At 43.8% G+C, this 24,762-nt stretch carries 19 protein-coding genes; 3 read left to right on the plus strand and 16 right to left on the minus strand.

The window, feature by feature from the left end; translation table 11 throughout:
- Nucleotides 1–8 precede the first annotated feature (8 nt).
- The 12 genes from ACAM37_RS09395 to sdhC all read right to left on the minus strand — a co-directional run bounded on the left by ACAM37_RS09395 (nucleotide 9) and on the right by sdhC (nucleotide 16,200).
- Nucleotides 9–1,283, minus strand: coding sequence for a UDP-glucose 6-dehydrogenase (locus ACAM37_RS09395; protein ID WP_369626083.1), 1,275 nt, complete (start codon nucleotides 1,281–1,283; stop codon nucleotides 9–11).
- A 28-nt stretch (nucleotides 1,284–1,311) separates the two neighbouring features.
- A complete protein-coding gene (gene pgi / locus ACAM37_RS09400; protein ID WP_369626084.1) occupies nucleotides 1,312–2,958 on the minus strand; it encodes a glucose-6-phosphate isomerase in 1,647 nt (548 codons plus the stop codon).
- Between the two features lie 17 nt (nucleotides 2,959–2,975).
- On the minus strand, nucleotides 2,976–3,863 hold the full coding sequence (locus tag ACAM37_RS09405) for a UTP--glucose-1-phosphate uridylyltransferase (RefSeq protein ID WP_369626085.1): 888 nt from the start codon (nucleotides 3,861–3,863) through the stop codon (nucleotides 2,976–2,978).
- A 213-nt stretch (nucleotides 3,864–4,076) separates the two neighbouring features.
- A complete protein-coding gene (gene sucD, locus ACAM37_RS09410; protein WP_007115061.1) occupies nucleotides 4,077–4,979 on the minus strand; it encodes a succinate--CoA ligase subunit alpha in 903 nt (300 codons plus the stop codon).
- A gap of 87 nt (nucleotides 4,980–5,066) precedes the next feature.
- Nucleotides 5,067–6,242 (minus strand): ADP-forming succinate--CoA ligase subunit beta, encoded by a 1,176-nt coding sequence (gene sucC, locus ACAM37_RS09415; RefSeq protein ID WP_036596352.1) that lies wholly within the window; start codon nucleotides 6,240–6,242, stop codon nucleotides 5,067–5,069.
- Between the two features lie 205 nt (nucleotides 6,243–6,447).
- Nucleotides 6,448–7,896, minus strand: a complete 1,449-nt coding sequence (gene lpdA / locus ACAM37_RS09420; RefSeq protein WP_369626086.1) for a dihydrolipoyl dehydrogenase — start codon at nucleotides 7,894–7,896, stop codon at nucleotides 6,448–6,450.
- Between the two features lie 87 nt (nucleotides 7,897–7,983).
- Entirely contained in the window at nucleotides 7,984–9,219 is a 1,236-nt protein-coding gene (gene odhB, locus ACAM37_RS09425) for a 2-oxoglutarate dehydrogenase complex dihydrolipoyllysine-residue succinyltransferase (protein WP_369626087.1), read from the minus strand.
- Between the two features lie 140 nt (nucleotides 9,220–9,359).
- On the minus strand, nucleotides 9,360–12,302 hold the full coding sequence (locus ACAM37_RS09430; protein ID WP_369626088.1) for a 2-oxoglutarate dehydrogenase E1 component: 2,943 nt from the start codon (nucleotides 12,300–12,302) through the stop codon (nucleotides 9,360–9,362).
- A 427-nt stretch (nucleotides 12,303–12,729) separates the two neighbouring features.
- Nucleotides 12,730–13,440 carry a succinate dehydrogenase iron-sulfur subunit gene (locus ACAM37_RS09435; RefSeq protein ID WP_369626089.1) on the minus strand — a complete coding sequence of 237 codons (711 nt, stop codon included), beginning with the start codon at nucleotides 13,438–13,440 and terminating at the stop codon, nucleotides 12,730–12,732.
- A 76-nt stretch (nucleotides 13,441–13,516) separates the two neighbouring features.
- Complete coding sequence (gene sdhA / locus ACAM37_RS09440) at nucleotides 13,517–15,379, minus strand: succinate dehydrogenase flavoprotein subunit (RefSeq protein WP_369626858.1); 1,863 nt, start codon at nucleotides 15,377–15,379, stop codon at nucleotides 13,517–13,519.
- 96 nt (nucleotides 15,380–15,475) lie between these two features.
- Nucleotides 15,476–15,811, minus strand: a complete 336-nt coding sequence (gene sdhD / locus ACAM37_RS09445; RefSeq protein ID WP_036594948.1) for a succinate dehydrogenase, hydrophobic membrane anchor protein — start codon at nucleotides 15,809–15,811, stop codon at nucleotides 15,476–15,478.
- Complete coding sequence (gene sdhC, locus ACAM37_RS09450) at nucleotides 15,811–16,200, minus strand: succinate dehydrogenase, cytochrome b556 subunit (RefSeq protein ID WP_100274133.1); 390 nt, start codon at nucleotides 16,198–16,200, stop codon at nucleotides 15,811–15,813. The genes sdhD and sdhC overlap by 1 nt, the downstream gene beginning before the upstream one ends.
- 777 nt (nucleotides 16,201–16,977) lie before the next feature.
- Between sdhC and gltA the strand changes: the two genes are divergently transcribed.
- On the plus strand, nucleotides 16,978–18,264 hold the full coding sequence (gene gltA / locus ACAM37_RS09455) for a citrate synthase (protein WP_050324880.1): 1,287 nt from the start codon (nucleotides 16,978–16,980) through the stop codon (nucleotides 18,262–18,264).
- A gap of 133 nt (nucleotides 18,265–18,397) precedes the next feature.
- Here gltA and nfuA read toward each other — a convergent pair whose 3' ends face one another.
- Nucleotides 18,398–19,015 carry a Fe-S biogenesis protein NfuA gene (gene nfuA / locus ACAM37_RS09460; protein ID WP_050324879.1) on the minus strand — a complete coding sequence of 206 codons (618 nt, stop codon included), beginning with the start codon at nucleotides 19,013–19,015 and terminating at the stop codon, nucleotides 18,398–18,400.
- Nucleotides 19,016–19,313: 298 nt separating this feature from the next.
- Here nfuA and ACAM37_RS09465 point away from each other — a divergent pair, with 298 nt between their 5' ends.
- Nucleotides 19,314–20,417, plus strand: a complete 1,104-nt coding sequence (locus tag ACAM37_RS09465; protein WP_138018411.1) for a bifunctional nicotinamide-nucleotide adenylyltransferase/Nudix hydroxylase — start codon at nucleotides 19,314–19,316, stop codon at nucleotides 20,415–20,417.
- Nucleotides 20,418–20,486: 69 nt separating this feature from the next.
- Nucleotides 20,487–21,893: a nicotinate phosphoribosyltransferase gene (locus ACAM37_RS09470; RefSeq protein ID WP_065253798.1), complete on the plus strand. Its 1,407-nt coding sequence runs from the start codon at nucleotides 20,487–20,489 to the stop codon at nucleotides 21,891–21,893.
- A gap of 57 nt (nucleotides 21,894–21,950) precedes the next feature.
- Here ACAM37_RS09470 and coaE read toward each other — a convergent pair whose 3' ends face one another.
- Genes coaE through ACAM37_RS09485 form a run of 3 tightly spaced genes read right to left on the minus strand, consistent with a single transcriptional unit; the run spans nucleotide 21,951 to nucleotide 24,708 of the window.
- The gene (coaE, locus tag ACAM37_RS09475) at nucleotides 21,951–22,607 is read right to left on the minus strand and encodes a dephospho-CoA kinase (protein ID WP_239743400.1); all 657 of its coding nucleotides are present in this window, start codon (nucleotides 22,605–22,607) and stop codon (nucleotides 21,951–21,953) included.
- Nucleotides 22,604–23,479, minus strand: coding sequence for a prepilin peptidase (locus ACAM37_RS09480; RefSeq protein WP_369626090.1), 876 nt, complete (start codon nucleotides 23,477–23,479; stop codon nucleotides 22,604–22,606). The genes coaE and ACAM37_RS09480 overlap by 4 nt, the downstream gene beginning before the upstream one ends.
- A 5-nt stretch (nucleotides 23,480–23,484) precedes the next feature.
- Nucleotides 23,485–24,708 (minus strand): type II secretion system F family protein, encoded by a 1,224-nt coding sequence (locus ACAM37_RS09485; protein WP_128680796.1) that lies wholly within the window; start codon nucleotides 24,706–24,708, stop codon nucleotides 23,485–23,487.
- Between the last annotated feature and the right edge of the window lie 54 nt (nucleotides 24,709–24,762).

Raw genomic sequence — 24,762 nt, forward strand, 5'->3', positions numbered from 1 at the left:
TGTTTTGCCTATTTTTTACAGCCTATACCCGTATAAAAACCAACGAGCTGCTGAATTTGTGGTTCGGTTAACGTATTTTTTGCATCAAAAATGGGTAATGCAATGTTATTTAAACGATTGATATCCGGCTTGATTGGTAGCGACCAGTTGACAATAAACAATGCTTGCACTTGCGTAAGCGGCGCATAGGCATCGTCGGTTAATGAAAACAGCGGATGATTACCGTATAACTCTAACAATTCTTCTTTGGTATTGTTGGCATACACAATCGTCTTGATATTGTATGACCATAACAATTTGATCAGTGGGTGAAACGCTGAATGGGTGGTGCGTCCTGTACCATTACGATAGCCTGAGCCCCAAATCATCACCGTTTTATTTTCGATAAAGCCATCAAAATATTGCCAAAATTCACGGAAAATCAGTTCTTTTTGGTCTTCATTAATGGATTTTACCGCCTCTAACAATGACGTCTCCACTTGATTGCGCTTAAAACCATCAATCAAAAAATCCAATTCTAGCGGTAATGACTTGCCACCAAATCCCCAACCTGCTTTGAGATAATCTTTACCAATGCGTTTATCAAGCCCAAGGATTTGCTCGACTTGTTTGATATTGACCTGTTCACTGGCGGCGAGACGTGCCATTTCATTCATGAAAGACAAGCGTGTTGCCAGCATTCCCATGATACTACTGCGCGCAAATTCTGCCGTTTTGATATCAGTAATAAAGTGCTTGTCACTTTTTTCAATAAAAAACAGTAAAATGTTGTTGTGCGCGCTACTGCCTTGCGTTTTTTCACCAATCAATGCCAAATCAGCTTGGAAAAAAGAACTAAAATTCGCCCCATCTTTCATAAAAATAAAGGGAAGATAATACACCCAAGTAGTCGTCAATTTGCGCGCGAATTGTTCAATCTCACCAATGGCTTTGACACCGCTGATGATAATCTGGGTGGTGGGGTTAAAATGAAATGAGCCAAATTGCTCAAGCGCCTGCGCTGATACACCATCGACAAACAACCAAATATCATCTGCGCTGACATAGGCTGAAAAATCATGGGTTGGCAAAGGCTGGGTAACGATGTTGCCTTGAGATTGGTACAACTGCCACAGTAGCACCATCTGCCGATCAAACTGGTAATCATTCATGACCTGCTGAAGGCTATCATCATCGGTCAATAGCCTAACTTGGTATTCAAGGGTGGCAAGCAAAATACAAGCATTGATTGATTCATTGGTACTGCCAATTACATATACAGTTTTTGTCATTGTTTTTGTCATCGTTTTCTTCTTTTATCCCTATCTATCATCAGCTTGCAAAGGTTGTTTTAATGGTATTTAGTAACTGATTGGTTGAGCTATCAAATGGCTGCGGTTGTTGCGGCGATAATTCTTGCGTTGATACCAAGGCATCAAAGACGGCATTAGCCATCACTTTACCCACTTCGACTCCCCATTGGTCAAATGGGTTAATCTGCCAAATGACTGACATGACAAACACTTTGTGTTCATACAGCGCAATCAATGATCCTAACGTTCTTGGGGTCAGCTGTTTGAGTAGGATGGTGGTTGACGGCTGATTGCCGCGATAATGTTTGAATTTATCCATACCATTATTGCTGTCTTTGATGGCGGCATTGCCAAACGCCAGCACTTGGCTTTGCGCTAAGCAGTTGGCAAGCGAAAGTCCATGCTGCTCAAGCAAGTTTTTATTGATTGTTTGGGCATCTGCGTAGCGTTTGATGGGCGCAATAAAATCACAACTGACTGCCTGTGTGCCTTGATGCAGCAACTGATAAAACGCATGCTGGGCATTGGAGCCAATATCGCCCCACAAAATCGGACAAGTACTGTAAGCCACTGCCTCACCTTGGCGATTGACGGATTTACCGTTACTCTCCATCTCAAGCTGGGTTAAATAGTTGGGAAAAAAAGATAACCGACCATCATAAGGTAAAACCGTATGGGCGTTAATGTGTAAAAACGTACTGTTCCAAACACCGAGTAGCCCTAACAACACAGGCATGTTTTGAGAAAAATCGGCGGTGGCAAAATGCCGATCCATCTCATAGGCTCCTGCTAGCAGCTCATAGAAATTGTGCATGCCAATTTTTATGGCAATCGCCAGTCCAATCACCGACCACATGGAGAATCGACCCCCAACCCAATCCCAGAGCATGAGTTGGTTATCGACATGAATCCCCCATTCTGACATCTTATCTGCTTTGGTAGAAATCCCAATGAAATGACGACGCAAAATAGTGGCTTTGTTATCATGACTGGCTAACAACCATGACATCGCCGTCTTAGCATTGGATAGTGTATCAATGGTGGAGAATGATTTCGACGAGATAATAAACAGCGTGGTTTGCGGATTTAATACCTTAAGCAAACTATCGAGCTGGGTGCCATCCATATTGGAGACAAAATGCACATTGATAGGGGTATCTGTCCATTCTTTTAGTGCCGTTGTTGCCATCACTGGCCCTAGATCTGAGCCGCCGACGCCGATATTCACCACATCGGTGATTGCCTGACCAGAATAACCACGCCAGACCCCATTACGAATCCGCTCAACCAACTTTTCCGCTTTTTGTAAGCTGGTATGCACCTGCTCAATGACATTGATACCTTCGACCCAAACTTGCTCGCCTTGGGGCTGTCTTAGTGCGGTATGCAATGCAGGACGATGCTCAGTATCATTCACAATTTCGCCTGTCATCAGCCGATGGATTTCTTGCGCTAACTCACGCTCATTTGCCAGTTTAATTAAATTGCTGAGCACCGCTTCATCAATTTTTTGTTTACTAAAATCCATGATCATGTCGCACGCGGCAACGCGGTACTGTAAGCCGCGATTGGATTGTTGGCTAAACAATTGATTAAGCGTGGCCATACTATCTGCTTGAGTAGACAGTGTTTGCCATGTACGATTCGCACTTGTATCGGTTGACATTCGTCTGTGACCCTATATTAATTTGCTGTATGTTGGAACGCTTCAATGCCCAATTGAGTGGCAAAGTAACCCACGGCTTGTAAATAGCTGTTCATATCACCTGCATCAAAGCTGTTACCCACCATGCTAACCACATCTACCCCTTGCGTGCTAATAAGCGCATCAATGGCATCGGTCAACTGAATTTCCCCACCCACACTTGGCTGCGTGTTCGCTAGATAATCAAAAATAGCATTATTAAACACATAGCGTCCAACGACAGCCAAGTTAGAAGGCGCATCCTCAGCTTTGGGTTTTTCCACAAACCCCATCACAGCAAACGACTGGTTTTGTTCAGACTTTGCTACCATTTGTGTGCTGGCTAGCTTGGCAATGCCATATTTAGAAATATCACTTTCTTTCACTGGATCAACCAATATCTGTGAATGCTGCTGCTTGGCAAACTGCTGTAGCATGTAGGCTAAATTCTGCTGAGTATAGTCAGTGTTATAGGGGTTCAAAATCACATCGGGTAACAGCACAGCAAACGGTTCATCACCTACAATGGCACGGGCTTGCAAGACCGCATGCCCTAACCCTAACGGTTTGCCTTGGCGTACACTGGTAACCGTGACCCCTGCAGGTAGCCAGTTTAAACTATCGGCTAGCGCCGCTTTGCCTTTACCGCGTAACTGGGTATCAAGCTCGCTATTGATGTCAAAATAGTTTTCAATGGCGGTTTTTTGCGCATGATTGACCAAGACAATATTGGTTAAACCTGCGGCAATCGCTTCTTCAACGACGTATTGAATCGCAGGCTTATTGCCAAGTGGTAGTAATTCTTTTGGCACGGCTTTTGATAGTGGTAACATACGCGTGCCAAACCCTGCCACAGGAATAACAGCGTGAGTGATTTTTGTCGACATAGTGACTCTTAATAACACAAGTTGTTCAAATAATTTACATCAAGCTTAACATATTTTTATGGCAAATATTTTATCTGCCCCAATATTTTAAAGGCAGTATTAAAACTGATTGATGGTATTTTGCTAACACCAGCGTTTGCTACCACTAGCGGATAATAAAAAAGCAGATAACCCAATGATTATCTGCTCTTGATTAGTCAAAATAGCTGATGATTACCAACCAGTGACTTCTTTTACTTTTTCACCGATTTTTGAAGGGTCACGGGTATAAGCAATACCAGCTTCTTCAAAGGCTTTGAATTTTTCTTCCGCCGTACCTTTACCACCTGAGATAATCGCACCGGCATGTCCCATACGTTTACCTTTTGGTGCTGTGACACCTGCGATATAACCAATAACGGGTTTAGTCACGTGGTCTTTGACGTATGCAGCTGCTTCTTCTTCAGCCGTACCACCGATTTCACCGATTAATACAATCGCTTCGGTTTGTGGGTCGTCTTGAAGCAATTTCAATGCATCGATTTGGTTCATACCTGGGATTGGGTCACCACCGATACCGATACAGGTTGATTGACCAAAGCCAAGTTTAGTGGTTTGGGCAACCGCTTCATAAGTCAATGTACCAGAACGTGAGATGATACCGACTTTACCTTCTTGGTGGATATGACCTGGCATGATACCGATTTTGCATTTACCTGGGCTGATGACGCCTGGACAGTTTGGACCTACCATACGGATGATTTCTTCGCCCTTGGCTTGTAGGTCAGCGTTGACGTTTTCTAAGTAACGTTTGGCTTTTAGCATATCTAGGGTAGGTACGCCTTCGGTGATGACCACAATCAATTTTACGCCAGAGTTAATCGCTTCAACGATTGAGTCTAATACGAATGGTGCTGGTACAAAGATAACAGAGGCATTGGCACCCGTTGCTGTTACTGCTTCATCCATGGTATCGAATACTGGACGATCAAGGTGGGTTGTACCGCCTTTACCTGGGGTCACACCGCCAACGATGTTGGTACCATAAGCAATTGATTGCTCTGAGTGTAGAGTACCGTTTTTACCTGTGAAACCTTGCACTAATACTTTAGTGTCTTTTCCAACTAATACGCTCATTGTTTTTCCTTTTACTTTTTATGTTTGATTTAAACGATTAACTAGTAGGGCACATAGCCCCACTCGCTCATGCCTATACTTTCTTCATTAGGCATTATTAACCGCATCAACAATTTTTTGACCGGCTTCAGAAAGACCTTCAGCAGGAATTAATTTAAGACCTGAATCACGTAGAATTTGCGCACCTTTTTCAGCATTATTACCTTCAAGACGCACAACCACAGGTACGGTAACGTTGACTTCTTTCACCGCTTCGATAATCGCTTCGGCAATCATGTCACAACGTACGATACCACCAAAGATGTTGATGAGTACACCTTGGACTGATTTGTCTTCAAGAATCAATTTGAACGCTTCGACCACACGTTCTTTGGTCGCGCCGCCGCCTACGTCTAGGAAGTTGGCAGGTTGGCCGCCGTATAGTTTGATGATGTCCATGGTTGCCATCGCAAGACCGGCGCCATTCACCATACAGCCGATGTTACCTTCAAGCGCAACATAGTTTAGGTCAAATTCTGAAGCTTTTAATTCACGCTCATTTTCTTGTGATTTATCACGTTGTTCAGCGATTTTTGGTAGGCGATAAAGCGCATTTGAGTCGATGCCGATTTTGGCGTCAACACAGGCTAATTCACCAGATTTACGAACCGCTAATGGATTGATTTCAAATAACGCAAAGTCATTTTCAATAAAGGCTTTATAAGCCCCTGTCATCAATTTGGCAAATTCGTTGATTTGTTTGTCTTTTAGACCCAGTTTGAAAGCCACTTCACGAGCTTGGCAAGGTTGTAAGCCCACTAGTGGGTCAACCTCTACTTTCAAGATTTTTTCTGGGGTTTCTTCGGCAACTTTTTCAATTTCCACACCGCCTTCAGTTGACGCCATAAATACCACACGACGGGCTGAACGGTCTACGACTGCACCTAAATACAATTCAGTTGCGATTGGATACATGTCTTCGGCGATAAGTACGCTGTTAACAGGTTGACCGTTGGCGTCAGTTTGGTAAGTTACCAAGTTTTTACCAATGAGTTCTTCAGCAATTTGTTTGGCTTCTTCACGCGTTTTAGCGATTTTTACGCCGCCTGCTTTACCACGGCCACCGGCATGTACTTGGGCTTTAACAACCACGGCACCGGCGTTGCCTGCCATTTTGTCAAACGCTGCTGCGGCTTCGTCGCCATTTTTAGCGATGATACCTTCTTGTACTGGCAATCCATAGCTTTTTAATAATTCTTTGGCTTGATACTCATGTAAATTCATGAATTTATCCTCTCGGTTTTGGTTTACATTGTTTTAAAATTATTTTTGAATAGTGTGGTCAACAGTAAGCTAACCTAGTTGATAATGAGGTTAGCTCACTTGCCTTATTCAAACTATTGATGCATAAACTAATTAGCCCATTTGCTTGTGAACTAAGCTACTTATGTACTAAGTTACTTGTGAGCCAAGTTACTTGTGAACTACGTTACTTGCGCTTACGTTGAATCGCATGAATCGCACGACCATCCGCTGATAGCACCGCCTCGTGTACCGCTTCAGAAATGGTTGGGTGAGCAAACGTCATCAATTGTAAGTCTTCAATACTTGATACGAATTCCATCGCAATCATGCCTTGATGAACGATATCGCCTGCGCCCGCTGACACGACATGCATACCCAGTAAACGGTCAGTTTTGGCATCGGCAACCACTTTGATAAAGCCTTGGCCTTCACCAGCAGCTAACGCACGGCCATTGGCGGCTAGGCTGAATTGACCTGTTTTGACTTCATGACCTTGCTCTTTGGCTTGTTCTTCAGTCAAGCCTACCCATGCAATTTCTGGGTGTGTGTAAATCACGCTAATAATGGTGTCATAATTGACTTGAACTTTTTCACCATGAATACGTTCAACTGCCATCATGCCTTCTTCCATCGCTTTATGCGCTAGCATTGGACCACGCACCAAGTCACCGATTGCATAGACGCCATCAAGGTTGGTTTGACAGAAGTCATTTACCGCTACCAAACCACGTTCAGTGAGCTCTACCCCTGAATTTTCGCCAAGTAGGTTTTCTTTATAAGCACGGCGACCCACACAAACGATGAGTTTATCGAAGGTTTCTTGTCCTGCTTGACCTTTGGCGTCGAACGATACAAGTACCTGACCGTTTTCTACTTGAGCCTGAGTGACTTTGGTATCAATACGAATATCCATGCCTTGGGCTTTTAGTAGTTTTGCCGCTTCTTTGCTCACGGCTTTGTCCGCCGCTGCTAAAAATTCTGGCATGGCTTCAAATACTACCACTTCACTACCCAAACGACGCCATACCGAACCTAGTTCAAGACCAATCACACCACCACCAATAACGCCTAGACGCGCAGGCACTTCGGTAAAGTCTAACGCACCGGTTGAATCAACGATATATTCGTTATCAATCGGGGCAACAGGGATATCAATGGGCACAGAACCAGAGGCTAAAATCACATTTTTAGCGGTAATAGTGGTAGGCGCAGAACCATCTAATGGGGTAAATTCAACGTGTTTATCCGCACCTTTACCATCAAGTAATTTACCTGTACCTTGTAGCCAGTCAGCACCGTTACCTTTTAACAATGCAGCCACGCCACCGGTTAATTGCTTAACAATAGCGTCTTTACGACTTAACATTTTGCTGATGTCAATCGCCACCTCACCTGTGGTGATACCGTGGTCGGCTAAGTCATGCTTGGTTGCTTCATAACGATGTGAGCTGTCTAGCAATGCTTTTGAAGGAATACAACCGACGTTCAAACAGGTACCGCCTAACGCTGGCTCGCCCTTATTAATACGTTTTTCGATACAAGCCACGCTCATACCTAATTGGCCTGCACGGATAGCTGCTTCATAGCCACCAGGGCCACCACCGATAATTACCAAATCATAGCTTTGTTTCATAATCTTCACCAAAAATTTGAGTTGTTATTGTTAAAGTTGTTAAACAAAAAAGCCTGTATCAACCTTTGCCAATACAGGCTTTTTTCATTATAAATCGAGAAGTAGCATCGCTGGGTTTTCAACCAATTCTTTGATAGTGACCAAGAATTGTACGGCTTCTTTACCGTCGATTAAACGGTGGTCATACGACAATGCCAAGTACATCATAGGTAGAATTACCACTTCGCCATTAACCGCCATTGGGCGTTCTTTGGTAGCATGCATACCCAAAATCGCTGTTTGTGGTGGATTGATGATTGGGGTTGACATCAATGAACCAAATACACCACCGTTGGTAATGGTGAAGGTACCACCCGTCATGTCTTCAATGCCTAATTTGCCTTCACGCGCTTTTGACGCATAGTTACCAATCGCACGTTCGATATCTGCCATACCCATTTGGTCAGTGTCACGTAATACCGGCACCACAAGACCACGGTCGCTCGATACCGCAACACCTACATCATAATAACCATGATAAACGATATCGCTACCATCAATAGAGGCATTTACCGCTGGGAAACGTTTTAACGCTTCAGTAGCAGCTTTTACAAACAATGACATGAAGCCTAGTTTCACACCGTGACGTTTTTCAAAACGCTCTTTGAACTCACTACGTAAGTCCATGATAGGTTTCATGTTCACTTCATTAAACGTTGTCAACATTGCAGTTTCTTGGGTAGCGGCTAACAGACGCTCAGCAACACGGGCGCGTAAACGTGTCATTGGCACACGTTTATCTGCACGTTGACCGACGGCATTGGCAACCACTTGACCGTTGTCTGCTTTAATTGCATTGTTGGCTTTTAAGGTTGGGTTTGCCATGTCTTCTTTGGTCACACGGCCGCCACGACCTGAACCTTCAACCTCTGCAGGATTGACGCCTGTGGTATTCGCGGCTTTACGAACTGCTGGGCTTTGGTCTTTATAATCTGCTTCAGCAGTTGCTTGAGCGGTAGGCGCTTGTTGTGCAGCTGCAGGTGCGGCTTCAGCTTGGGCAGCCGGTGCTTGTGTTTCAGCAGGTTGGCTTGCTGGTGCAGCCGCCGTTGCGCCTTCAGTCAGTTCACCGATGACTTCAGCAGAAAGTACTGTGTCATCAACTTGTTTGAGAATTTTGCTAAGCACGCCGTCAGCTTGTGCTACCACTTCCATCACAACTTTATCGGTTTCGATTTCACACAATACAGCGTCACGGCTTACTTGGTCGCCTTCATTAAAATTCCAAGCAACAATTGTACCGTCAGCAACGGATTCTGGGAATACGGGGACTTTAATCTCACTCATGGAAAACTCCTAGTTAATTTCACATTCTTTCATTTTTAATGGGTTAAATTCATTGTTGTCTTAGCACTCGGCACAATTGCCTATACCAAAAACCAAGAAGGATTAGTACGCAGCTATTGGGTACTAATCCTTTAAAACGCTTAGTCAGTCGCTTGTTTTTCTGCGATTTCCGCTTTAGCTTCTAGCTTATCTTCGGTCGAATCTTCATTTTTTGGCAAACCCAATGCTTCGTTGATAACCTTTTGTTGCTGGGCAACGTGCATTTGCATCGAACCTGCAGCAGGTGCGGCCGATGAAGGGCGAGCCACTGGCTCAAGCAAGTAGGCTTTGGTCGGACGAGTCGCTGGTTTTGGCGGTGCAATCAAACGGAATAAGTGCGGTGCTAGATAGTACCAAGCGCCTTGGTTACGTGGCTCTTCTTGTGTCCAGACAATACCTTCAAGGTTTGGATATTTTGCCACTTCTTCCAAAATACGTGCTTCAGGTAATGGGTAAAGCTGCTCGATACGCACAATCGCCACATGGTTGAGACCCAATTCACGACGTTTTTCAAGCAAGTCATAATATACTTTACCGCCACACAACACTAAACGCGTCACTTGGTTATTATCAAGTTGGTCAATCTCTGGAATCACGGTTTGGAACTGACCTTGCGCAAGCTCTTCAAGCGTTGACACTGCCAATTTATGACGTAGCAGTGATTTTGGTGACATCACAATCAGCGGTTTACGCGCTGGGCGAACCACTTGTCGACGCAGGGCATGGAAAATCTGTGCCGGAGTTGTGGGCGTAATTACTTGCATGTTGTCTTCGGCACATAGCTGCAAAAAACGCTCTAGGCGCGCTGATGAGTGCTCAGGACCTTGACCTTCATAGCCGTGTGGTAACAGCATGGTCAAACCACATAGACGTTGCCATTTGGTTTCACCTGAAGAAATAAATTGGTCAATGACCACTTGTGCCCCATTGACAAAGTCACCAAACTGCGCCTCCCAGATCACTAGCGCATTAGGTACCGTCGTTGCGTAACCATATTCAAACGCCAACACTGCTTCTTCTGACAACAATGAGTTAAAGGTGTCAAAGCGTGCTTGGTTAGGGCTCATGTTGGCAAGTGGGACATACATACTGCCGTCTTTCATGTTGAAAATTTCTGAATGGCGATGTGAGAAAGTACCACGACCCACGTCTTCACCCGTAATACGGACAGGATAGCCTTCTTCGACCAGTGACGCATAAGCCAAGGTTTCTGCTGCACCCCAGTTCAATGGCTCTTGACCGGTTTGCATGGCTTTGCGCTGTTCAACCACTTTTTGCACTTGGCGTTGTAGCTCATAGCCTTCCGGCATTTGCGCCATTTTTTCACCATAAGCTTTTAATTGATTGATATCAACGCTCGTATCCCAATTGTCTTCAAGCTTATGACCAATATAGGGTGTCCAATCTACATACAGCGTTTTATTTGGCTCACGCACGAGTGCGCTAGCAACATATTCGCCTTTATCGAGTGACTCACGGTAGTCATCTTCAAATGCCACACTTTCAGCTTTGCTAATAACGCCTTCAGCAACCAATTTATTGGCAAATAGCTCACGAGTACTTGGCAGTTTTTTGATGACCGAATACATAAGTGGCTGAGTGGCGGAAGGCTCATCCGCTTCATTGTGACCGTTACGACGGTAACAGTACATATCAATCACGATATCTTTATGGAAAGTTTGGCGATAGTCGTGGGCAAGCTGTGCCATAAATACCACGGCTTCTGGATCGTCACCGTTTACATGAAAAATCGGTGCGTGTACCATCTTGGCGATGTCGGTACAGTATTCAGTTGAACGCGCATCTTCTAAGCGGCTGGTGGTAAAACCCACTTGGTTATTGATAATAATATGCAGCGTACCACCTGTTGAGTAGGCACGGGTTTGTGACATTTGGAAGGTTTCTTGGTTGACACCTTGACCGGCGAACGCGGCGTCACCGTGTACCACGATTGGCAAAACGGCATCACCGGTTTTATCTTGACGGCGTACTTGGCGGGCACGCACTGAACCAATCAATACAGGCGATACAATCTCAAGATGCGAGGGGTTAAATGCCAAGGCTAAGTGTGCTTCGCCGCCCGGTGTCATTACGTTAGATGAATAACCATTGTGGTATTTTACGTCACCTGAACCCACGGTCGGTTGTTTTTTACCATCAAACTCATCAAACAAATCTTTAGGGTTTTTACCTAAGATATTCACTAATAAATTTAAACGCCCACGGTGTGCCATACCGATAACCATTTCTTTGGTACCGTTTTCACCCGCACGCTGAATTATCTCATTGACCATCGGGATAAAGCTCTCGCCACCCTCAAGACCAAAACGTTTCACACCAGTATATTTACGCGCTAAGTATTTTTCTAATCCTTCCGCTGCTGTCAAACGCTCAAGGATAGATTTACGTTTTTCATTGTCAAATTTGACATAGCCAAGATTTTGCTCTAGGTATTTTTCAATCCAGCGTTTTTCTTTGGCAGTGGTTACATGGAAATATTCTGCACCGATGCTGCTACAATAAACTCGCTCTAACACTTGGATAATTTCACGCAGTGTGGCTTTGTCTTTACCGATATTTAGGTCACTGACAGGGTATACAGTGTCTAAATCCGCTTCAGAAAGACCATAATACGCCAAAGTCAATTCTTCAACTTCGGGACGTGGCATGAGTCCTAAAGGATCTAGATTAGCAATACGATGACCACGACGGCGGTAACTGGTAATCAGTTTTTGCACGCCCATTTGGTTGTCCGCAAATTCGCGAATTTCAGAAGGGCTGACGGTGCCTGCCGCTGATTGACCGGTAACTTTGTGGGCAGTGGTGTTGCGAGCTAATAGCAAAAATTGGTCTTGGATAGTATGGTGAAGGGCGTTTTTATCATCATCTTTGGCAAACTGCGCAAAGTAAGGAATGTATTTTTCATCAACGCTTTGTGGATCTTGAAGATACTGTTCATAGAGTGATTCAAGATAGACTGCGTTATCTGCTGACAGTTCAGTAAACTGAGCAGATGAGACAGAAGTTTGGTTTTGGTTAGCCATGATTCTTTCTACTGTAGTATTTAAAGGTGGAAATAAAAATTTTAGGGAATAGCCTAGCATTTTTATAATTAACAAAAAATTTTGTTAAGGTAATAGTTACCATTCATTTACTAAATATAGCAACTCACGCCGCTTGGCGTGTATATAAATGGCTATCAAATGGTAGTAAAAGAAGAGTAATGTGAAAGTTAGTTTTCTCCTTCCTTAGAAAATCTAAATGAATATTCCCTATAGATACCTATCGTATATTATACAAAATTCATGATAATTTATCTCATTCATTAGGCTGAAAAGGTATAAAAAATATTATGATATTGGGATATGATTTATTACTTTCATTAATAGATAGCCAATTACTATGAATTTATCACATCCCAATAAAAAAAGCCCTGTCGATACAGAGCTTTTTTGTCACCAAACTGTGGTACTAACCTGCTTGGTCTAACAGCATGTTACGTAAGTGACCAATCGCTTTGGTAGGATTCAAGCCTTTTGGACAAACCGACACACAGTTCATGATGCCACGGCAACGGAACAAGCTAAATGGGTCGTCTAAACGCGCTAAACGCTCCTGTGTGCTAGTATCACGGCTATCTGCTACAAAGCGGTAACCATTCAACAACGCAGATGGACCTAAGAACTTGTCTGGGTTCCACCAGAATGATGGACAGCTGGTTGAACAACAGGCACATAAAATACATTCATATAAACCGTTTAACTTTTCGCGGTCTTCAGGTGATTGTAGACGTTCAGTCGGTGGCGCTGGCTGGTCATTAATCAAGTACGGATGAACTTTTTCATACTGCTCATAGAATTGGTTCATATCTACCACTAAGTCGCGCACGACAGGCAAACCAGGTAGCGGACGTAAAGTAATTTTTTGTGGTAGCGTGTTCATGTTGATAAGACATGATAGACCGTTTTTACCATTGATGTTCATACCGTCAGAGCCACAAATACCTTCACGGCACGAACGGCGGAAACTGAGGGTTTCGTCCATTTTTTTCAAACGGACAAGTACGTCTAATAACATACGGTCAGAGTCTAAAAGCTCAATTTGGTATGTCTGCATACGGGGTGCTGCGTCTTTATCTGGATCGTAGCGGAAAATCTCGATGGTGCGAGTACCTCTGCTCATAATGCTAAACTCCACACGTTTATGGTATTGGTTTATAGGGTCTTTACAATAGCTTGCAAAGACCAAAAAATGTTAATTAGAATGTACGCACTTTTGGCTCAACATAGTCTACAGTCAGTGGGCTCTTACGAACAGGTTTGTAGATAACACGGTTACCTTCAGAGAACCAAAGGGTATGTTTCATCCATTCGTGGTCATTACGACCAAGCGGGGCATACGCATCATCTGCCGCACGTTCGTAGTCAACGACGGTGTGTGCGCCACGACATTCTTGACGCAGTGAAGCTGAAATCATTGTCGCTTTGGCAACTTCATAGAGGTTAGCCACTTCAAGCGCTTCAATACGTGCGGTATTAAACACTTGCGATTTATCAGCTAGGTGAAGACTATTGACCTTGCTTTCAAGTGCCAAGATTTTTTGTACACCTTCATTCATTGACGCTTGGGTGCGGAATACACCTGCGTGTTGTTGCATGGTACGGCGGATTTCGTCAGCCACATCTTGCGCATTTAGGCCTTGCGTAGATTGCTGTAACACATTCAAACGCGCCAAAGTTTTGTCAAGGACACGCGGTGATAGCGGCTCATAGTCATGACGGTCAGCGGCATGGAACTCATCAATGATATGTTGGCCCGCTGCACGACCAAATACTACCAAGTCGAGTAGTGAGTTTGTACCTAGACGGTTGGCGCCGTGAACGGATACACATGAACATTCGCCGATTGCATATAAGCCTTTCACGATTTTTTGCTGGGCGTATAAACCTTCCGCATCTGTACCTGCCTCAAAATCTGGCATGACAACCTGACCATGAATATTGGTTGGGATACCGCCCATTTGGTAATGGATAGTCGGTACAACTGGGATTGGCTCTTTGGTAATGTCGACGTTCGCGAAGTTTTTACCAATTTCATAAACCGATGGTAAACGCTTCATGATGGTATCCACACCTAAGTGCGTCATATCAAGTACCACATAATCACCCTGTGGACCACAACCACGACCTTCTTTGATCTCTTGGTCCATTGAACGTGATACAAAGTCACGCGGTGCCAAATCTTTTAGGGTTGGCGCATAACGCTCCATAAAGGCTTCGCTATCTTTATTGCGAAGTAGCGCACCTTCACCACGACAACCTTCGGTCAATAATACACCCGCACCTGCGACACCTGTTGGGTGAAATTGCCAAAATTCCATATCTTGTAGTGGAATACCCGCACGCACTGCCATACCTAGACCGTCACCGGTGTTAATAAAGGCATTAGTAGACGCAGCGAAAATACGACCTGCACCCCCCGTTGCCAGCACAGTTGTTTTCGCTTGGAATACCGCGACACGACCTGTTTCTTGCTCCAGCGCGATAACCCCGTTAACGTCGCCCTTGCTATCTTTGACCAAATCTAGCGCAATCCACTCGATAAAAAACTCTGTGCCTTGCTCAAGATTTTTTTGATATAAGGTATGCAATAATGCATGACCTGTACGGTCAGCTGCCGCACACGCACGTTGCACCGCTTTTTCACCGTAGTTGGCAGTATGACCGCCAAATGGACGCTGATAAATCGTACCATCTGCGTTACGGTCAAATGGCATACCCATATGCTCAAGTTCATATACTACTTTTGGTGCTTCACGGCACATATATTCGATGGCGTCTTGGTCACCTAACCAGTCAGACCCTTTGATGGTGTCATAAAAGTGAAAGTGCCAGTTGTCATCACTCATGTTACCCAAACTTGCGCCAATACCACCTTGCGCAGCAACCGTGTGAGAACGCGTTGGGAACACTTTGGTTAATACCGCAACATTCATACCGCCACGCGCCAATTGTAGCGACGCACGCATACCAGAGCCACCGCCGCCAACGATAACCGCATCGAAGGTTAAGGTTTGAATATTGCTAATGGTGTTGTCTTGTTTTGTTGCCATTGCTTTAATTTCCTAAATGATGGTTCGATTTTATCCACCTAAATGCTTAAAAGCCCTGAGGTCAAAATCGATAAATACGTTAACAAAATTTATCTAACAGGATGTTTAGAAGAAAATCATCACGCCCCAAAATAAATAAACCAAGACTGCAAGAATCATGGCAGATTGCAGCACAAAACGTAAACCATTTGACTTAACGTAGTCTGTTAATACAGTCCACATCCCTACCCACGCATGACCCACTAATGCTAGTATCATCAATAGCGTAAATAAGCGCATCGGTAGGCTTAGCATAAAGCCTTGCCATAATTCAAAGGTTGGTTGGTGGGTTAAGAACCAGCCCAACATCACCAATGAATAAACTGCCAATACAACCGCACTAATACGTTGTACCACCCAATCGCGAGAGCCTGAACCTGTTAAACCTGTTGCACTTTTCATTAGAACATCACCCATACAAATGAACCCACAACCCAAAGCGCTGCAAGTACAAAGCCAATGAATGTCGCAGTGCGACCACTGTTTAATTCTTCATTCATGCCCATGTCGGCAAATAAATGTTTAAAACCCATCACAAAATGGTAGCCTAATGCAGCCACAAAGATCCAAGCCAAAAACTTCACCAATGGGCTCGTAAAAATATCTGCAAAGCCTTCAGCACTGGCAAGCGACGTTTGAAAAATCCATAACATCACAGGAATTAGGAGAAATAGCACCACACCAGAAACACGGTGGGTAATTGAAGCCAAAGCAATTGGGTTTTTTGAATTAACATTAATTACTTGGCTTAAAGGAAGGTCAATCGGTCGGTTGCTTTTCACAGCGGGCATCCTTTATTCGCAGTTATAACTTACCTGTGTTATCGCTATGCCAATATCCAAAATATCAAGCACGAACTTCACATCACTTGCAGGGTTTGATGAATCACATAGCCTGTCAAAAAACAGGTAAATCGAAGATAAGGAATAGCTAGCGTACTTTGGATTATTCACATAATAGATAGTTATTAGCCGCAAACCTAATCGTATCTCACAATTAAAAACTAATAAATTACCAACTAATAATCGACAAAAAGCCACACACAATTTACTTTTTAATTTTGTTAAATTACAAAGCTAAAAAGTAAATTATGTTTAGCAAATATTAATAATACAAAGCTAGCCACCAGTAAAATTTCTATAATTATAAGAGTCTTTGATTACAAATACAAACAAAAACAGAAAAAAAACCATCTTTTATCAAACCCCTGTAGCGCACTATTAAAATTCAGAAATAATTTGATAAGATTCAGCGTTTTGCCACCCACTCTTCTAGATAGTTAACCGTATCAAGGGTTGATAGAATGTCAGTAGCAGAGAGCATAGTTTTAGCTAACTCCTGTTAATTATAACTAACTGTTTGTACGCGTAAGGCGTAAATTTACTTTCATTTTTGGCAAAAATGCTGTTAATATAGATATGTTTTAGTTTTGGGTTTTCGCTATTTTTTCGCTATTAAAGTCGCCCTGCACGTCTCTGTGTGGCGGGGCAGTCACCTATCCTTGTCATTGCGCCAATGCATTTGAGCAAGTATAGGTCTTCTTTTTTTTACACGTCTGAGAGGATTTTATGTCAGAGAAAGACAATATTGCAACCTTGCACGTCAATGGCCAGGACTATGAGCTTCCTATCATTGAAGGAACATTAGGCGATCCTGTACTCGATATTAAGGCCGTACCCCAAGCTGGTTTTTGGACATACGATCCAGGTTTCATGTCAACCGCTTCCACTGAATCAAAAATCACCTTCATTGATGGTGACAAAGGTATCTTATTACACCGTGGTTACCCAATTGACCAATTAGCTGATAAAGCAGAATACTTAGAAGTTGCGTATGCACTCATTCATGGTGAACTACCCAATGCTGAGCAAAAAGCTGACTTCTACGAAAAAGTTCGTAAACATTCAATGGTAAATGACCAATTACGTCGTTTCTTTGAAGGTTTCCGCCGTGACGCTCATCCGATGGCGATTATGGTTGGTGTGATGGGTGCGTTATCTGCGTTCTACCACAACAATCTTGATGTGAGCAAACAAGACCATCGTGAAATCACTGCGATTCGCTTGATTGCTAAAGTCCCTACCATCGCCGCCATGTGCTACAAATACAGCAATGGTCAACCATTTATGTATCCGCGTAATGATTTAAACTACGCTGAAAACTTCTTACACATGATGTTTGCAACCCCAGCGGATGTCAACTATCAAGTCAATCCAATCCTGGCAAAAGCGATGGATAAAATCTTTACCTTACATGCTGACCACGAACAAAATGCCTCAACCTCAACTGTACGTCTAGCAGGCTCTACGGGCGCCAACCCATACGCTTGTATTGCGGCAGGTATTGCGGCTCTTTGGGGACCTGCACACGGTGGCGCCAACGAAGCTGTACTTAAAATGCTTGATGAAATCGGCAGCGTAGACAACGTTGACGAATTCATGGAAAAAGTCAAACGTAAAGAAGTGAAATTAATGGGCTTTGGTCACCGTGTTTATAAAAACTTTGACCCACGCGCCAAAGTGATGAAAGAAACTTGTGACGAAGTATTGGGCGAGCTTGGCATCAAAGATCCACAACTTGAACTTGCGATGAAGCTTGAACAAATCGCCTTGAATGACCCGTACTTTAAAGAGCGTAACTTATATCCAAATGTTGACTTCTACTCAGGTATCATTCTAAAAGCCATCGGTATTCCAACCTCTATGTTTACCGTAATCTTTGCGTTAGCACGTACTTCTGGTTGGATCAGCCACTGGTTAGAAATGCACTCTGCACCTTACAAAATCGGTCGTCCACGTCAGTTATATACTGGCTACACACAACGTGATTTTGTGGCTGTTGAAGACCGCGATTAAGCCAATGCTTCAAAAATGTTTCGAACCAAAACCCAGTGTTACACTGGGTTTTTTATTATTAGATGTTAATCAATAAAAAAGGACGTTTTGCAACGCCCTTTTCATTTAACTATAACTTGCCAATCTCTTCACCTTACTTATAAAACGCATTGGCAGTATAAGTATGGTCGGTCTCATCAATCACTTGGGTTAATTCTGGTATTTGCTGTTTAAGCGAAACTTCAACCCCTTGTTTTAGCGTCATATCAACTGCAGAGCAGCCTTGACAGCCGCCGCCAAATTTGAGCACTGCGGTGATACCAACCCCTTCTTCATGTACCAAATCCACCAATTGCACGTTACCGCCATGCGATGCTAGATTTGGATTGATTTCTGAAGACAACACGTAATTGATACGCTCTTCTAGGCTCGCATTTTCACCCAGTTTTGGCACTTTTGAGTTGGGCGCACGGAATGTCAATTGACCGCCAAAACGGTCTTTATTGTAATCAATCACCGCATCTTCAAGATAAGGAATAGATGGGGTGTCTATATAAGCGGTGAATGTCTCATAATCCAATTTTAAATCGTCAGGATTGTGTTCATCTGGCTGGCTATATGACATACAGCATTCTGCTCGCGGCGTGCCTGGATGTTCAACAAAAATACGCACACCGATGCCGTCAGTATTTTGTTTTGCCAACAACTCAGTCAGATAACCTTGCGCTGAATCGGTAATTTTGATATTTGTGGTTTTTTCTGTATCGCTCATATGTCACCCTAGCTTGTCATCAATTTTTACCCATATTTTAGCATAAACTTGAGTAATTTACTCGGATTTTATTGGGGGTGGTTTTTTGGCTTATCAAGGGTCGTCACAATATTTTTTAGCTAAGTCAAAACTTGAATCTAGCCATTATCTTTAACCAAAAATCTTTAACCAAAAATAACTTGGCATTGTTTGAAAGTTTAGGCAAGATAGTTAAAAAAACATGCTTTATCACCGAACTTTATCACCAAAACGCTATTGGATAGACCGAGGGCGTTATCATTCGCAAGGAGTTTGCGTCATGCCAAATAAAACGACAGACACTATCACGGTTACTAAAAACGACTTTAACGAGGATAAAGGGCGTTTTAGCACACCCAAAAATAAAAAAGGTTATCAATATGATTATTTGGTATTTATCGGGCGTTTTCAGCCGTTTCACTTAGGTCATAAATCGGTTGTCGATGAAGCATTAAAGCTTGCTGAAAATGTGATTATGCTCATTGGCTCTGCCAATTTGCCAAGTAGTATCCGCAATAGCTTTAGCGTCGAAGCACGTAGCCAGATGATTTTGGGCGCCTTTGACAAAAAAGATGCCAAACGCATACATTGTGTCGGTTTGGATGATGCCTTATACAATGACACAAAATGGCTTCAATACGTGCAGCAGTGCGTGAAGTCGGTTACCGGCGATTTAAACGCCAATATTGGTCTGATTGGACATTCAAAAGACAGCTCATCGTATTACTTGTCACTTTTTCCAAATTGGCAGTCGGTGGCGGTGCCGAATTTTCATGAGTTGTCTGCCACGCCAATCCGCGAAGGCTTTTTGCTGGGTGCCGATCCGTTAACCGATACGGTACCGCAATCGACAGCCGATGTCATGAAGGCATTTAAAAAGACCGAAGCATATAAACGCCTACACGAAGAGGCTGGCTTCATTGATAAATACAAAAAACAATGGGAATCAAGCCCCTACCCACCCACCTTTATGACCGTTGATGCCGTGGTCATTCAATCAGGACACATCTTATTGGTTGAGCGTCGTAGTATGCCAGGTCAAGGGCTATGGGCATTGCCTGGTGGCTTTATTGACCCTAAAGAGACACTATTTGACGCCTGTATTCGTGAGCTACGTGAAGAGACTCGGTTAAAAGTGCCTGAAGCGGTTCTGCGCGGTTCGCGCCATAGTCAACATACCTTTGATGACCCGTATCGCTCAGCTCGTGGTCGCACCATCACCCAAGCGTTTTACTTTGTGCTCAAAAACGACCCCAAAGGCTTACCATCGGTGAAAGGTGGCGATGATGCCAAAAAAGCGTTTTGGCTACCCTTGGCTGAATTAAAAGCCGATAAACTGTTTGAAGACCATTATGCCATTATTTGTAAAATGGTCGGTCTCTGATTTTTTCCTGCCAAACTGATAGACGGTTTGGTTTTAACCTGCGCAAGCAATCACCAGAGGAGTTCTGTGATGTTTAGTCAAAATTTTGACAATTTTATTTTAAATACCGATAGCTATAAGACGTCGCATTGGCTGCAATACCCGCCAAATACCGAGTACGTATCTAGCTATATTGAAGCGCGTGGCGGTAATAGCAACTTTGAAAATGTGCTATTTTTTGGTCTACAAGCTTTTTTAAAACAGTATCTTACCAAACCCATTACCGACGCTGATATAGACGAAGCCAAAGTGCTACTTGCTGCTCATGGCGTACCGTTTAATGAAGCAGGCTGGCGACAATTAGTCGCCAAACATGGGGGTCTATTACCGCTGCGCATTCAAGCGATACCAGAAGGCATGGTGGTACCAACGGGTCAAGTGTTGTGTCAGGTGGTGAATACCGACCCTGAGTTTTACTGGTTGACGAGCTATATTGAAACCACGCTATTGCGTGCTATTTGGTATCCTAGCACTGTGGCAAGCCTTTCTTATTATTGTAAGCAAATCATCAAAGCAGGCTTGGAAAAATCGGCTGATAACTTAAATAATCTACCGTTTAAATTGCATGATTTTGGCGCCCGTGGGGTGTCTAGCCTTGAATCAGCTGCGCTTGGTGCTCTTGCCCACTTGGTAAATTTTTCTGGTACGGATACCTTAAGCGCGATTGTGGCTGCCAATCGTTGGTATGGTATGCAAAATGACATGACGGCTTTTTCCATTCCTGCAGCAGAGCATAGCACCATGACCACTTGGGGTCGTGAGCATGAAGCGGATGCCTATGCCAATATGATTGCCAAATTTGGCGGTGAAGGTAAAACCTTTGCGGTGGTGAGTGATAGCTACGATTTATGGAATGCCATCGATAATATCTGGGGCGGTGAGCTAAAAGAAAAAGTGGCGCAAACAGGCGGCACGTTGGTCATTCGCCCTGATAGTGGCGATCCGATTAAAGTGGTGCGTGAAGCCCTGCAGCGCCTTGCAGCAAAATTTGGCACTACCACCAACTCAAAAGGCTACAAATTACTGCCAAGCTACGTGCGACTCATCCAAGGGGATGGTATTAATCCCACCAGCATGGGTAAAATAATTGATGCGGTGATTAAAGCAGGCTTTAGTAGTGACAATATTACCTTTGGGATGGGTGGCGGGCTACTGCAACAAGTCAACCGCGATACCTTGAATTTTGCCATGAAAACCAGCAGCGCACGGGTGGACGGTTTTTGGCGAGACGTGTATAAAGACCCGATTACCAGTGTGAGCAAACGCAGCAAACGCGGGCGTTTAGCCTTGGTCAAACGTCAGGGTAGTTATATGACGCTGCGTGAAGATGAGCTTGCTGAGCAAAATAATTTGTTGCAGGATGTATTTTTGAACGGTGATTTATTAGTTGATGATACGCTAACCGCGATTCGTCAACGCTCGTCGGTAAAATCATAATTTAACTTGTCGCAATCTTAACAGCCGTCTTAATCAGACGGCTTGTTACTTTTAGCGCTAATTAACCCCTGCCATTGCCAAATATTTTTGATGCAACTGTTCAAGTTTTAGATACAAATCGTCTAAGCTACCATTGTTGTCAACAATGTCATCGGCTTGTCTGAGCCTGTCATGACGCGACAGTTGATTTGCCATGATATTTTGAATACGTTCAGGCGTTTGACCATCACGCTGACTGGCGCGCTCAATCTGCAAGGATTCATGACTATCAACCACCAATATTCGATCACACAGATTGGCTAATCCTGCTTCGGAGGCTTCTAGCAGTAAGGGTGCTACCAAAATTACATAGGGTGACTGGGCAGTTGCTAGTAATTCTTTGGCACGGCTGCGAATGGCAGGATGGGTAATTTGTTCCAAATCCATTAACGCTTGCGCGCTACCAAATACATGCTCTCGCATGGCACGGCGATTAAGTTCACCTGCCTCATCAATCACCCAATCACCAAATTTGGCGACAATTTTTTTTAGCGTTGGCGTACCTTTGGCAACGACTTCACGTGCCAATACATCTGCATCAATAGTGACAATTCCATGCTCAGCAAACCAACGGCTCACTTGTGATTTACCACTACCGATGCCACCTGTAAGCCCCACTACCAACATAGCAATCCCTCCCTGATTCACGGATAATTGACCCATAAATGACGTCATGACATTTTACCTAGATACCACGACATTATTGATTGCCCATACAAAAGTGCTATCATGCCGGCAATCGCGATATAAGGTCCAAAAGCAAAAGGTTTGCTTTCACCTGAGCGCTTCATCAATATCACACCCACAACCGAGCCGACAAACGCCGATAAAAGCACAACTAAGGGTAGCATCAAAGGCCCTAGCCAAGCCCCCAAAGCCGCTAATAATTTAAAATCGCCATGCCCCATCCCGTGCTTGCCCGTAATCAGCAAAAACAGTTGGTAGACAATCCACAGGCATAAAAACCCAAACACATAGCCAAAAATAGCCGCTGTGGGGCTAACAAATAAGCCAAAGGCATTGACAAATAAGCCCAGTCCCGCTAACGGCAATGTAAATCGGTCAGGCAACAACTGGGTATCAAAATCAATGCCTGTTAAAGCCACTAATGTCCATGTGAGTACCAATCCTGCCAGCGCTTGCCAAGTAACACCAAATTTCATTACCACCAGCACAGACAAAATAGCGGTGATGATTTCCACAAGCGGATAGCGATAACTAATGGCGTGATGACACTGACTACATTTTCCTTTTAGCAGTAGCCAACTAATAACAGGCATATTTTCAAACCAACGTATTGAATGCCCACAATGCGGGCAACGAGAAGCAGGACGGCTTAAGGTCATCGATTCATGATGGTCAATAACGCTTTCTGGATGAAGCAATAGCTGGCATTCGTTCTTCCACTGCTGCTCCATCATCAAAGGCGTGCGATAAATCACCACATTTAAAAAACTACCCACACACAAGCCCAAGATTGATACCATGAGCAAGGTAAGCCATTGCGACTGCTGTAATAATAATACAAAATCTAAAATCAATACCATGATTGTTAGCCCACCACCGAGCCCATTTGGAAAATTGGTAGATACATGGCAATCACTAGACCCCCTACCAGCACCCCCAAAATAGCCATAATCATCGGTTCCATCAGACTTGTTAACCCGTCTACGGCGTTATCCACTTCGTTTTCATAATAAGTCGCCACTTTATCAAGCATCTCCTCTAGACTACCTGACTCCTCACCAATACCAACCATTTGGATCGCCATACTGGGAAAAAGATTGGTAGAACGCATCGAAAACTGCAGCTGTTGACCCGTCGCAACATCGCCTTTAATTTTTTGCGTGGCATTATAAAACACCACATTGTTGGTTGCCCCAGCAGTTGAATCTAACGCATCAATCAGCGGCACACCTGCGGCAAAAGTGGTAGACAAGGTGCGGGAAAAACGGGCAACCACCGCTTGATAAGCAATGTTGCCAAAGATTGGTAATTTTAAGGTCAGTCGGTCTAAAAAATCATTAAAGGGCTTGCTGCGTTTTTTAGCTTCAGAAAAGCCAACCACAGCGCCTGCAATGCTAAATAGCAATAACCACCACCATTTTTGCATCCACTCCGACATACTGACTACCATTCGGGTAAACGCGGGTAACTCTGCGCCAAATGAATTGAATAAATCAGCAAACACCGGTACCACTTTGACCAGCAAAATAATGGTAACGATAATGGCAACCACGATAACCGCAATCGGGTATTTCAAGGCTTTTTTAATTTTTGCTTTTAGTAGCTCGCTTTTTTCTTTGTACGTCGCGACACGCTCAAGCATAGTTTCAAGCGCGCCCGACTGCTCACCTGCTTCTACTAATGAACAAAACAAGTCATCAAAATATCTGGGATGTTTGCGCAGCGCTGCAGCAAAGGTGCTACCTGATTCCACTTCTGACTTGACACTAAGCACCAACTCTTTCATCGAGGGGTTATCGAGCGCATCTGCAACGATTTCAAACGACTGAGTAAGAGGCACGCCCGCTTTCATCATCGTAGCCAACTGCCGCACAAAGATAGCAATATCGATTGCCTTGATGCTTTTTTTCATTTGAAAAATAGGCTTAGGTTTTTTCTTAATCGTCTTGACTTGGATGCCCTGCTTACGTAGTTGCGCCTTTGCCAGCTCAATATTGCGGCTAGTGGTTTCGCCTTTAACTTTCTCGCCACGGCGATTGACCCCATCATAGACAAAGTCTAATAACATTTCTGTTTGGACTTTTGCCATACCCTTAACCCCTTAATATCTCAACTAATCTTCAATAAAGACGGATAAAAAATG

Origin of the sequence: Moraxella sp. K23 (genome assembly GCF_041154765.1) — a bacterium.
Lineage (GTDB): Bacteria > Pseudomonadota > Gammaproteobacteria > Pseudomonadales > Moraxellaceae > Faucicola > Faucicola tetraodonis.